At 45.0% G+C, this 12,688-nt stretch carries 9 protein-coding genes, 1 rRNA gene and 3 pseudogenes; 4 read left to right on the forward strand and 9 right to left on the reverse strand.

The genetic code is table 11. The features are described 5' to 3' along the window. From L1D55_RS20155 to trxA, 7 genes are all read right to left on the reverse strand, one after another. A 16S ribosomal RNA gene (locus L1D55_RS20155) occupies positions 1-221 on the reverse strand; the annotation flags it as partial. Between the two features lie 521 nt (positions 222-742). Continuing rightward, positions 743-1,456, reverse strand: a complete 714-nt coding sequence (gene fre / locus L1D55_RS20160) for an NAD(P)H-flavin reductase (RefSeq protein ID WP_004741188.1) — start codon at positions 1,454-1,456, stop codon at positions 743-745. Positions 1,457-1,476: 20 nt separating this feature from the next. Further along, entirely contained in the window at positions 1,477-1,746 is a 270-nt protein-coding gene (locus L1D55_RS20165; RefSeq protein ID WP_008224727.1) for a 2Fe-2S iron-sulfur cluster-binding protein, read from the reverse strand. Then, on the reverse strand, positions 1,743-3,584 hold the full coding sequence (gene ubiD / locus L1D55_RS20170; protein ID WP_239918621.1) for a 4-hydroxy-3-polyprenylbenzoate decarboxylase: 1,842 nt from the start codon (positions 3,582-3,584) through the stop codon (positions 1,743-1,745). Before ubiD ends, L1D55_RS20165 begins: the two co-directional genes overlap by 4 nt. 97 nt (positions 3,585-3,681) lie before the next feature. Further along, positions 3,682-4,677, reverse strand: a complete 996-nt coding sequence (locus L1D55_RS20175; protein WP_239918622.1) for a hypothetical protein — start codon at positions 4,675-4,677, stop codon at positions 3,682-3,684. Between the two features lie 110 nt (positions 4,678-4,787). Continuing rightward, positions 4,788-6,047, reverse strand: a complete 1,260-nt coding sequence (rho, locus tag L1D55_RS20180; protein ID WP_004741192.1) for a transcription termination factor Rho — start codon at positions 6,045-6,047, stop codon at positions 4,788-4,790. A gap of 199 nt (positions 6,048-6,246) precedes the next feature. After that, complete coding sequence (gene trxA / locus L1D55_RS20185) at positions 6,247-6,573, reverse strand: thioredoxin TrxA (protein ID WP_004741193.1); 327 nt, start codon at positions 6,571-6,573, stop codon at positions 6,247-6,249. Positions 6,574-6,684: 111 nt separating this feature from the next. Here trxA and rhlB point away from each other — a divergent pair, with 111 nt between their 5' ends. The 3 genes and pseudogenes from rhlB to L1D55_RS20200 all read left to right on the forward strand — a co-directional run. Then, a complete protein-coding gene (rhlB, locus tag L1D55_RS20190; protein ID WP_128159081.1) occupies positions 6,685-7,995 on the forward strand; it encodes an ATP-dependent RNA helicase RhlB in 1,311 nt (436 codons plus the stop codon). A 6-nt stretch (positions 7,996-8,001) separates the two neighbouring features. Beyond that, a complete protein-coding gene (gene gppA, locus L1D55_RS20195; RefSeq protein ID WP_239918623.1) occupies positions 8,002-9,495 on the forward strand; it encodes a guanosine-5'-triphosphate,3'-diphosphate diphosphatase in 1,494 nt (497 codons plus the stop codon). A gap of 387 nt (positions 9,496-9,882) precedes the next feature. Further along, positions 9,883-10,218: pseudogene (locus tag L1D55_RS20200) on the forward strand (winged helix-turn-helix domain-containing protein); the annotation flags it as partial. A gap of 165 nt (positions 10,219-10,383) precedes the next feature. Here the strand turns inward: L1D55_RS20200 and L1D55_RS20205 are convergent. Both L1D55_RS20205 and L1D55_RS20210 read right to left on the reverse strand, forming a co-directional pair. Then, positions 10,384-11,307: pseudogene (locus L1D55_RS20205) on the reverse strand (IS110 family transposase); the annotation flags it as partial. A 70-nt stretch (positions 11,308-11,377) separates the two neighbouring features. Further along, a pseudogene (locus tag L1D55_RS20210) lies at positions 11,378-11,557 on the reverse strand (IS110 family transposase); the annotation flags it as partial. Between the two features lie 110 nt (positions 11,558-11,667). Here L1D55_RS20210 and L1D55_RS20215 point away from each other — a divergent pair. Then, the gene (locus L1D55_RS20215; RefSeq protein ID WP_239918625.1) at positions 11,668-12,687 is read left to right on the forward strand and encodes a hypothetical protein; all 1,020 of its coding nucleotides are present in this window, start codon (positions 11,668-11,670) and stop codon (positions 12,685-12,687) included. The last annotated feature ends 1 nt before the right edge of the window (position 12,688 follow it).

Raw genomic sequence — 12,688 nt, forward strand, 5'->3', positions numbered from 1 at the left:
CGAAGGTCCCCCTCTTTGGCCCGTAGGCATTATGCGGTATTAGCCATCGTTTCCAATGGTTATCCCCCACATCAAGGCAATTTCCTAGGCATTACTCACCCGTCCGCCGCTCGACGCCGTTATCGTTCCCCGAAGGTTCAGATAACTCGTTTCCGCTCGACTTGCATGTGTTAGGCCTGCCGCCAGCGTTCAATCTGAGCCATGATCAAACTCTTCAATTTAAGATTTTGTCGACTCAATGAATACTGACTTCAAAACTACTGTGTAATTTTAAAGCTATTATCATTCCAACAGAATGATAATGAATTGACTGTGCCGATAATAAATTATCGATTGGTCACTCAGTTCATTGAAATCAAGTTGAAACCGAAGTTTCATTTTTGATATTCATCAACGAGTGCCCACACAGATTGATAGGTTTAAATTGTTAAAGAGCTTAACTTCTTAAGCATTCCTTTTTAGCAAGTAGCCTCTCGAAGTGGACGGCCATTCTAGCGAATTAACATTCAGTGTCAAACACTTTTTGAAAATTAATTTTTTGTCGCTTTCCGTCTTACTGATTATTGCTGAAGCCTTATGGCGCCTGCCGTCTCAGTGGGGCCGCATTATAGGGAACCCTTTCAGCTTGGCAACTACTTTTTCATAAAAAATGAATAAATAGAGGTTAAGTGTCTAATAGTTCACCTAAATATAAAAAAGAGAGCATTTCTGCTCTCTTTTTGCACTAAATCTAAAGGAATTATTAGATAAACGCGTAAGCATCTGCGTACATATGGTCACGCTTTGCTTCTTTATTTTGTGTAAATAGGTCTCTTGCTGCGCCCGCCATTTCAAAACGACCAGCAATATAGATATCAAAATCAGCCAGTGATTCGAAGCTTTGTGTAATTGCTTCAAGCACATTACCAGTTTGGCCATGCCAAACTTCCGGCGCCTCTTCTACTACAGGTACGAAATGTACATTACTATGCTTTTCTGCAATATCGACAAGCTCTTCTTTCGCGTATAGCTGGCACTCATCTTTTGCACCCCAGTAAAGGTGAATCTCTTTCTTGCTGTTTTGTGCAATGCAGTGATCCAGGATCGAACGTACGTAACTAAAACCCGTACCACCAGCAATCAATAGTAGAGGACGTTCGCTCTCTTCTTTAATCCACGCATCACCGTGTGGCGCATCAATCGCGATATCGCCATCTTCAGCTTGTGCCTTTTTCATTGCTTCAACCACTTCTAGTGCATAAGCATTGTGTTCAGCAGCACCGATGTGTAGTTCTAGTTCACCTTCATGGCGACAAGGGCTGCTCGCAATTGAAAAGGGACGCTTATCTTTCTCACCCATTTCAACCATCAGGTACTGACCAGCTTTAAAAGCGACTGGTGTCTCTGGGTGAAGCAGGATTTGGTAAGTGTTACAAGCCAAAGGCTCGATAGACTTAACTTTACATTTAATAGTCATGTTCTTCCTCTCACTAACCCTTAATCGGCAAAGGTTAGAACTAAATTACTTTCTGCAAATGCTTGGCAAGCGAAAATCCAACCCTGTTGCTGCTCTTTCTCTGTGAGCATGGGTTCAAGGTGGTAACTCACTTGCCCTTCTAATTTTTTGCACATGCACATAGCACATGCGCCAACTTGGCAACGGTTAGGGAAATAGATATCGCTGTTGAGCGCAGCATCCAAGACCGTTTGCCCTTTTTCTACTGTGAAACTGATGTTTTCTGGATACAAGACTACTTGGTAGCTCATAAAATTCCTAGTTGTTCCCAGATGCTATCAATCTTTTTGACCAGTTCAGGATCTTTTGTGATTGGAATACCCCACTCACGCAAGCATTCACCTTCCCACTTATTGGTGGCATCGAGGCCCATTTTGGAGTGCCCTGTTTCATCCTGAAGGAACAAGGTATCTCTCGCTGGGTCCATTCTAGTAGTTACTGCCCAGATAATGTCGTTCCAGTCACTCACATTAACATCGCCATCACAGACGATAACGAATTGGTTCTCATCAAATTGAGACCAAACCGCATCCATGATTTTCTTACCATTACCTGCGGCTTGTTTATCTATCGATACCACAACCATGCTGGCATTATCGTTCTGCAGGTGAATATCAAGAATTTCAGGGTGAGCTTTGGTTAATTCAGCTAGTCCACCTTCAATATGATCACTGTTTTCTGGCGTAGATTGCACATCAGGCGACAACGCTAACTCGGCATCCCACTTCTTAGTGATATCTAAGCCCATCTTAGAACCTAGTCCAACTACCGGTGATGCAAAGTCCAACGAATCAATTGGCGTGTTCTCTATCATCAAGGTATCACGTGAAGGATCCATATGTTTGCACATCGCAGCGGTAACTTGTGACCAGTCGCGAGCGTTAACATCCTCATCGCACACCAATACAAACTTGGTGTACATGAATTGACGTAAGAAAGACCATACTCCCATCATCACTCGTTTAGCGTGACCAGGGTATTGCTTCTTCATGGTCACCACTGCCATTCGATACGAACAACCTTCAGGTGGTAGATAGAAGTCTTCTATCTCTGGGAATTGCTTTTGAAGAATAGGAACAAACACTTCATTCAATGCAACACCCAGTACCGCTGGCTCATCTGGCGGGCGACCTGTGTATGTGCTGTGGTAAATCGGGTTCTCACGCATGGTTACATGAGTAATGGTAAACACGTTGTGTTTTTCTTTCTCGTTGTAGTAACCAGTGTGATCGCCGTAAGGTCCTTCGTCAGCAAATTCATTCGGATCGATGTAACCTTCCATCACGATTTCAGCACTTGCTGGGACTTCTAGGTCATTACTGATCGATTTAACCACTTCAGTTTTGCTACCACGTAGCAGGCCTGCAAAAGCGTATTCCGATAAGGTATCTGGCACTGGTGTTACCGCGCCAAGAATCGTTGCAGGATCAGCGCCAAACGCTACAGATACTGGGAACGGTTTACCTGGGTTCTGTTCAGCCCAGTCACGTAGATCCAACGCACCACCACGGTGAGCTAGCCAACGCATGATAATTTTGTTCTTACCAATCTTTTGTTGGCGGTAGATGCCCAAGTTTTGGCGTTTCTTGTTCGGGCCACGGGTAACCGTTAAACCCCAAGTAAGTAGTGGAGCGACATCGTCAGCCCAACAGCTCATTACTGGGATTTTATCTAGGTCGACCTCGTCGCCTTGCCACACGACTTGTTGGCATGCTGCTTTACGAAGACGCTTAGCCGGCATGTTCAATACTTGCTTGAACACGGGCAACTTATCAATCGCGTCTTTAAAACCTTTCGGCGGCTCTGGCTCTTTTAAGTAAGCCAATAGCTTACCCACTTCGCGCAGCTCTTTTACATCCTGACGCCCCATACCAATAGCAACACGATTAGGCGTACCAAATAGGTTGGTCAAAACAGGCATGTCATAACCTACCGGATTCTCGAACAGAAGAGCCGGGCCACCAGCACGTAGAGTACGGTCGCTAATTTCGGTCATTTCATAGTCTGGGTCGACTGGGTGAGAAATGCGTTTCAACTGACCAATGCTTTCAAGATGGTCGATAAAATCACGTAAATCTTTAAAACTCATAGAACTTCTACATGCTGATTATTCTGCGCTCAGTATATCAAAAAGGGGCATCGTGAGATCCCCCTTTTTAGTAAGGTTATTGAGAGGTAAAACCCAGTTACGGAAGCACTTGCTGGATCACTGAACTTTTGACTTGTGGGTTGTCACTCACGAGCTCTTGTAACCAATTAGTGTGTCCTTGCTTGGCTAACTCACGAGCGACCAATGGCGCATCATCAGCAATTGCCATGCGAGAAACTAAAAAGTCTTTCACCTCTTCTGAAAGTGGGTTAACTCTCGTCAGTAAAGTGATCGCTTCTTCTTTTAATCTTGGGTTTTTCGTTGCAGCCATCACCTGCTCTAAGGCAAATGGGGATTTACTCTCAGCGAGACGAATCAGTTCAGCTTGGCTATGATAATCGGCTTTCATCTTCCAGAGGATTTGATAGACGCCTGGGTCTTCGCTCACCTGTGCCAATCGAACCACTACTTCGGTAGAGGGTAACCAGCTGACTATCGGCGACTCTGTTAGCTGTTTTGCTAAGTAATTCACAGCCTCTGGAGACAAGCTATCCAATTCTCTTATGAGTAGCGCCTCTCGAGTTTGGACCTGATGCTCAGAGCCAGTTAGCCACTCTTTAAGATTGAGATTCTGCTTCTCTGCATCGAGAACAAACACCAATGTATTTTGGTCAGCACGGAATTGCTTGATTAAGCGGTTTGCTATCGAAGGATAATTAAAGGCTGGAACCGTAAATTCATAGCCATCACCACGCTCTAATACTTGGTAGGTTGGCGTAATAGCGAGCTGTTGCTCCACAAAGATAGACATCTTCGGTGTGAGTACGATTTTTTGCTGTTCGATCTTCTTCAAGAGTTGGTAACGAGCCACCTCTTGCTGGGGAAATGTCAGGCGCTCAAGTGCAAAGCGTAACGAATTCACTTCATCACGCACGACAAGCTCAAGCAATTCAGCAGTTTTCAGTTTTACTTGATCATTCTCAAGCCAAGACTCTACTGTATGTGGGGACATCTCGGTGGCATTAACAATACCGACCGGTGAAAGTAACAGTGAAGTAGACAAGAGTAATGATGACAACAGTCCATGTTGCATTTTAACTTCCTTGTAACACTTTTGGTCATTCTGCAAGCTGCCGCTACAAAATGCAAATAAAAAGCGCTACCCGAGGGCAGCGCTTTCTAATAACTATCAGCTAATCAAGATTACTGACGACGCATAGCGTCAAAGAACTCATCGTTCGTTTTCGTCATTGCTAGCTTGTCGATAAGGAATTCCATTGCATCGATTTCGCCCATTGGGTGAACAATCTTACGCAGGATCCACATCTTCTGTAGTTCATCGTTCTTAGTAAGAAGCTCTTCACGACGAGTACCAGAGCGGTTGAAATCAATCGCAGGGAATACACGTTTTTCTGCAATCTTACGGTTAAGGTGCAGTTCCATGTTACCTGTACCTTTGAATTCTTCGTAGATAACTTCATCCATCTTAGAACCAGTATCAACCAGTGCTGTGGCGATGATAGTCAAGCTACCGCCTTCTTCAACGTTACGAGCTGCACCGAAGAAACGCTTAGGACGGTGAAGTGCGTTTGCATCTACACCACCAGTTAGTACTTTACCTGATGAAGGTACTACCGTGTTGTATGCACGCGCTAGACGAGTGATTGAGTCCAGGAGGATAACCACGTCTTTCTTGTGTTCAACAAGACGCTTCGCTTTCTCGATAACCATTTCTGCTACTTGTACGTGGCGAGATGCTGGCTCATCGAATGTCGAAGCAACTACTTCACCTTTAACTAGGCGCTGCATTTCTGTTACTTCTTCCGGACGCTCATCGATAAGTAGAACCATTAGTTCACACTCAGGATGGTTGTGAGCGATGCTTTGCGCGATGTTTTGCAGAAGCATTGTCTTACCCGCTTTTGGCGGAGCAACAATCAAGCCACGCTGACCTTTACCAATTGGAGATGCAAGGTCAAGGATACGAGCTGTGATATCTTCTGTCGCACCATTACCACGCTCCATAACCATGCGTTCGTTAGCATGTAGAGGGGTAAGGTTTTCGAAAAGGATCTTGTTACGAGCGTTGTCTGGTTTGTCGTGGTTTACCGTGTTTACTTTAAGTAGAGCAAAGTAACGTTCGCCATCTTTGGGTGGGCGAATCTTTCCGGCAATTGAGTCACCAGTACGTAGGTTGAAACGACGAATCTGACTTGGTGATACGTAGATATCATCAGGACCCGCTAAGTACGAGCTGTCTGCGCTACGAAGAAAACCAAAACCGTCTTGCAGAATTTCAAGAACACCGTCACCGAAGATGTCTTCACCACTTTTTGCATGTGCTTTAAGGATAGCGAAGATAATGTCCTGTTTTCTTAGACGAGCTAGGTTTTCAAGGCCTAGGCTTTCGCCAAGTTTAACAAGTTCAGACACAGGTCTGTTCTTCAGTTCTGTAAGATTCATTGTGGTGGATGCTTGTTTAGTCAAAATAAGATCTGTTTTCTAGTTAAGAGGGATTCGGTCACAGGATCGACCAAGAAGAGAAATTCGTTCAATTAACGTGCGATAAATTAGCACTAAAACTAAGACTAGTCCATAGCTTAGAAAAAACAAAACCGTGCATTTGTTAACTGCACGGTTTCTTTATCAAATGCTCACCTGATTATAGGTTAGCGTCTAGGAACTCTTTAAGTTGAGTTTTAGACAATGCACCAACTTTAGTCGCTGCTACGCCGCCATCTTTGAAAAGAAGAAGCGTTGGAATGCCGCGAATGCCAAACTTTGGTGGTGTTCCAGCATTTTGGTCGATATTAAGTTTACCGATAGTGAGCTTGCCTTCGTACTCGTCTGCGATTTCATCAAGAATCGGCGCAATCATCTTACAAGGGCCACACCATTCTGCCCAAAAATCAACAAGAACAGGGCCTGCAGCGTTGATCACATCGTTCTCAAAACCGTCATCAGTTAGCTGCAAAATCTTATCACTCATCTTCCACTCCAATGTATTTTTTAGAACTGGTTGGATGATAACCAGTAAATAGATGCCCTATTGGAATGTATTTACTTTCGTATTGCAAGCTTAAGCTGATATTCTATAGCAATGAAAAAGACGCATATCACAGAGCAAAAGTTCGCCGACTTGGATTTACATCCGCAAGTCATTGAAGGATTGGAGAAAAAAGGGTTCGATTATTGTACCCCTATCCAAGCCTTGGCGCTCCCGGTACTGCTCACCGGCCAAGACATTGCAGGCCAGGCCCAAACGGGCACTGGTAAAACGCTTGCGTTTCTTACTGCTACTTTTAACCACCTACTAAAAACACCTGAGCATGAAGGGCGTAAGCCTAACCAGCCACGTGCGATTATTATGGCACCTACACGCGAACTCGCGATTCAGATCTTCAACGATGCTGAATCTCTAGTTGCAAGCACTGGTATCAAAGCAGCATTGGCTTACGGTGGCGAAAGCTACGACAAGCAGCTCGGTAAGATCGAAGAAGGCGCAGATATCTTAATTGGTACCACTGGCCGTATTATCGATTTCTACAAGCAAAAGGTATTTAACCTTAACCACATTCAAGCAGTAGTACTGGATGAAGCAGACCGTATGTTCGATCTTGGCTTCATTAAAGACATCCGCTTCTTGTTCCGTCGTATGCCTGAGCCTAAAGATCGTTTGAACATGCTGTTCTCTGCGACGCTGTCTTACCGCGTACAAGAGTTGGCTTTCGAACACATGCATAACCCAGAGCATGTTGTGGTTGAGCCAGAGCGTAAAACAGGCCACCGTATTAAAGAAGAGTTGTTCTACCCTTCTAACGAACACAAGATGGCTCTGCTACAGACACTAGTAGAAGAAGAGTGGCCAGAGCGCGCTATCATCTTCGCTAACACTAAGCACAAGTGCGAATCAGTTTGGGGCCATTTGGCTGCCGATGGTCACCGTGTTGGTCTATTGACTGGTGATGTACCACAGAAGAAACGTGAAAAGATTCTTGAGCAATTCACTCAAGGTGATGTTGACCTACTGGTTGCAACCGATGTTGCTGCTCGTGGCCTACACATTCCTCAAGTAACGCACGTATTCAACTTCGATCTACCAGACGATTGTGAAGATTACGTTCACCGTATCGGCCGTACAGGTCGTGCTGGTGCAAGTGGTCATTCGATCAGCTTTGCTTGTGAAGATTACGCAATCAACTTGCCACCAATCGAAGAGTACATTGAGCACGCGATCCCAGTGTCTGACTACGACGCTTCTGCACTACTAGAAGATCTACCAGCACCATTGCGCTTACGCACACGTAACCCGCAACAACGCCGCTCAAACAACAATGGCTCACGCAACGGTAACCGTAAACCAAACCAGAACCGTCGCCCACGCCAACCGCGTCACAACAAGGAAGCTTAGTCGCTTATGAGTCAAACAGTGTCACCCCCGCTTTACGCTGCAATCGACCTCGGGTCGAACAGTTTTCATATGCTCGTTGTGCGTCATATCGATGGCAGCGTACAAACCATGGCTAAGATTAAGCGCAAAGTGCGTTTAGCTGCAGGCTTAGATGAAAATAATGCGCTTAGTACCGAAGCTATGCAGCGCGGTTGGGACTGTTTGAGTCTCTTTGCAGAGCGACTGCAGGACATTCCGAAAGAAAATATCCGCATTGTTGGTACAGCGACCCTACGTACCGCAACCAATGTGGATATCTTTCTTGAGAAAGCGAATCAGATCCTTGGCTACGATATCAATGTTATCTCCGGTGAAGAAGAAGCGGCGACTATCTATAAAGGCGTGGCACACACTTCTGGTGGCAGCGGCCGCCGACTGGTAGTGGACATTGGTGGTGCAAGTACCGAGATGATCATCGGCGAAGGTTTCTCAGCAAAAGCGCTGACTAGCCTAAAAATGGGCTGTGTTACCTGGCTTGAGCGTCACTTTAAAGATCGCCAATTAACCGCAACCAACTTCGACAACGCGATTGAAGCCGCGAAATCGACTTTAGCTCCTATCTTAGAGAGCTACACAGATATCGGTTGGGATGTGTGTGTTGGCGCTAGTGGTACCGTTCAAGCACTGCAAGAAATCATGTTAGCGCAAGGCATGGATGAGGTTATCACTCATACCAAACTTAAGCGCTTACAAAAACAAGCGATGATTACTGAGCGCTTAGAAGAGCTAGAAATAGAAGGGTTAACTCTGGAGCGCGCTTTGGTGTTCCCTAGCGGTCTTTCTATCCTGATTGCTATCTTTGAACTGCTTAAGATCGACTCGATGACACTCGCAGGTGGTGCACTTCGTGAAGGCCTAGCCTACGAGATGGTTGATGAGCTACGCCAAGACGATATCCGCGCTCGTACGATCAAGAGCGTTCAATCACGTTACCAGATGGACGTAAGCTACGGTGACCAAGTCGCAGCAGCAGCGCAGACTCTGTTAGAGCAAGCTGGCGGTGAAGCTTGGGTGTCAGAACCTCAAGCTGGTGTCCTACTGCAAACTGCAGCCAAACTTCATGAAATCGGTTTAACCATCGACTTCAAGAAAGGCGGTGAACACAGTGCTTACCTACTGCAGAACCTAGATTTACCTGGTTTCACCCGCGCACAGAAACACTACCTAGGTGAATTAACGCGACGCTACCGTGAACAGCTAACATCATTGCCAGAGCAACACGCAGTATCCGGCACAAGCAGTAAACGTATCCTACGTATTCTGCGTCTGGCGATTCTGTTAACGCATCGTCGTAACACAGAGCTAGAGCCTGAGTTTACGCTAACAGCTGACGATAATAATCTAATTCTAACACTCTCTAAGCAATGGCTAGCCGACAACCCTCTAACCGCTGCAGAGCTAGAGATTGAGTCGAATAGACAAACAGACATTGGCTGGCCACTGACGATTGCTGAGCAGTAACGCTCAAGCTTAAATCAGCCGCAACAGATATTCGAAAGCTCCCTATCACGGGAGCTTTTTCGTTTATGTCTCACAGCAACCCTCTTAATCCATCACCTCAAATATTTAACTCACGCACACCTTTTAGAATTCACTCGAAAATTACAACAAATTCATCACATTATGTAATAGAGTTAATAAGGTGAATATAGAACGCAGGATGCCGTTTGAATGCAGGAGAAAGGGATGCTTGAGAAGAATTCATGTTTTAGTGTCGATGAGTGGCTATTCGTTCCAAATGAAGGGCAAATCCTCTTCGCCGAGAGAACGGTAACCATAGATAAGCGGTTAACTAAGCTACTTGAATTTTTGTGCCTCAATCCTGGGTAAACTCATACTCGAGACGAACTCATCAACAACGTCTGGAGCGGTATGATTCTCAGTGACCAAGTGGTCACACAAGCAGTATTTGAGCTGCGTAAGGTTCTGAAGCAAAACTCTCAACAGCACAACAGCTACATCATTACCGTGCAAAAGCGTGGCTATAAGTTTGAAGCGGACGTAATACAAAGCAAAATCGAGACTGACCAAGTCGCTGAACCGGAACCATCAACAGCTCAGCCCTCCGCTCCAGAACAATCGCCACCAGCAGATAAACTGCCCCAATATATGGTACGTCCCGTTATTGCAAGTAGAGTTAAAAATAACGAGCTGATTTGCGCTAATATATTCAGAGTCTATTAGAGACTGTCATTAGTCTCAGCTCTATGATGAGGTGTGCGCCAGACTGTCCTCACAAAATGAAAAGCATATTAAGTTGCTGTTTGGGGCAACAGGTCTTCAGTCTGGTGGTCTAACCGTTGTGTCATCTTTAATTCTCATTGCAAATTCTGATTATGTTCTTATTAAAGGTTTTCGTTTCTTAAGTTCAATAAGCCATGAACCAAAATATTTTTCGACTGACTTATCTCTCCATAAAATTGACCTTGCGGCATGGATAAATAACGTTCTCAGTTCTTTATTTCCTCGTTTTGATATCCCAAGTAGCGTTGACTTGCCGCCCGTAGAATATTGAACAGGAACAAGCCCGATCCATGCAGCGAAATTTCGCCCGTTTTTGAAGTCATTTGGATTACCGACAGTTGATATACAAGCGCTAGCGATAACTGGGCCAATGCCAGGAACAGTCTTTAATTGTTTCACTTGCTCATTGTCAGCGAGAATTCTTTCGACCTTGTCTGCTTGTGAATCTATACGTTCATTGAGGTTCTGATAGTGCTCATGTAGCTCACTCAATTCAAATATGATTAGTGGAGGAAGGTGTTGATTCTTATCTACCAACCACTGGAATAAACCTTTCATACTAGCGTGTCCTTTTGGCAAACTTATTCCGAACTCAAGAAGGATAGATCCTATTCGGTTCATACAAGCGGTACGCTCTCTAATATATCCGCTGCGAATTTTCCGAATGGTAGATATCACTTGAGCTGATTCGGTTTTTGCTGAAGAAAACCTCATTGTTGGCCGTGAAGCTGCCTCTGCGATAGCATCAGCATCGATGAAATCATTTTTATTGGTTTTAACGTATGGCTTTACATATTGAGGAGGGATTAGCTTAGCTGTATGACCCAATTCATCGCACTTTCTAGCTAGCCAATGAGACCCGCCACACGACTCCATGGCTATAATTACAGGCTCATGGGAAGATAAGAACTCTAGTAATTTCTGGCGAGTAAGCTTTTTCTTAAATAATTGATGTCCAGCTTGGTCATGACCAACTAAATGAAAAGAGTTCTTACCTAGGTCAATTCCGATAATGTGTGAGTTATTCATGTGGCACTTTCCTATAAAGACTAAACTAGTTCAAGTTTAGCTGAAGGGAGGGACGTACCATCTCATTAANCCAATGAGACCCGCCACACGACTCCATGGCTATAATTACAGGCTCATGGGAAGATAAGAACTCTAGTAATTTCTGGCGAGTAAGCTTTTTCTTAAATAATTGATGTCCAGCTTGGTCATGACCAACTAAATGAAAAGAGTTCTTACCTAGGTCAATTCCGATAATGTGTGAGTTATTCATGTGGCACTTTCCTATAAAGACTAAACTAGTTCAAGTTTAGCTGAAGGGAGGGACGTACCATCTCATTAACTGATGCCAGTAAGCAAACTAAGCCCAATAAAAGAAACCTGATGATTGGTTTACTACTTGGCGCTATCGTTGTTATGGAGTCTGGCTATATTCTTTATTCAGCATCGAGCAGCACGCCAGATGAGAAAGTCGCTCCTGCAACCCAACTCCGACACTATGAGTTTCGTTATGTCATGTTGGATATTAGCGATGACGTCAAAAACGACCCGGTTTTATACGGCACCATCACCAAGTTCATTGAGTACTTGAGCGCTTACAGTGGCATACGCATAGTCCACAGCGAGCCATTACAAAAGATTGCAGCAATCAAACTCACCTTTGGTACGAGCCCAAGTCGAGACGGTAAGCATACTCGCCTCACCATGCGTTATCACAATAACATCTCTGACCAATCGCATCTCAACCGCCGCTACCCAACGGAGCTGCCAGAGCTGCACCACACACTCTATCGTATGGTAGATGACATACTAGACGCTCTTTATATCAAGGTACCGAAAGAGGAGCTCACAGAAAGTATTTCCCAACTGCCAATGACGCCCGACGCATTAAAATACACACTCAGTGGTCTTGGAGTGCTGTATAACGAGGCAGAGTTACCAATGGTGATGGACTACTTTGCAAAAGCCCAACAAGCTGAGCCTAGCAATGATCTTGTTTTCGTTGCCAATTACATAGGCAAGGTAATGAACACCTTCTACGCTTCTTCGGGCAGTAAAAAGCAAGCCATTGCGACATTGAATCAAGAGGCTAAACCAAGGCTCGAGCGTCTGCTCGCGGAAGGGAAACTGGCGCGCGCCTATGACGCCAACGCCATCATCGCCCTTTCTGAGGATGACCCAGAAAAAGCGATGAAGATTTTGTTGTCGATGCCACCGCAAAATCAGTCGATATTGACCTACCTACTGCTTGCGAAAGCGGAAGAGTCTCGCGGTAATGCGGGTGCAGCAAAAGAGCTGTACATCAAGGCAACGCAAGGCAACTCTTCTCTCAAAGCAATACAGATGGCCTCACCACTGTTTTTCGACAGTAACCTAGAGCCTCTTCTGAAAGAATTAGAGTAAT

This window comes from Vibrio sp. Isolate22 (assembly GCF_022398115.1).
GTDB lineage: Bacteria > Pseudomonadota > Gammaproteobacteria > Enterobacterales > Vibrionaceae > Vibrio.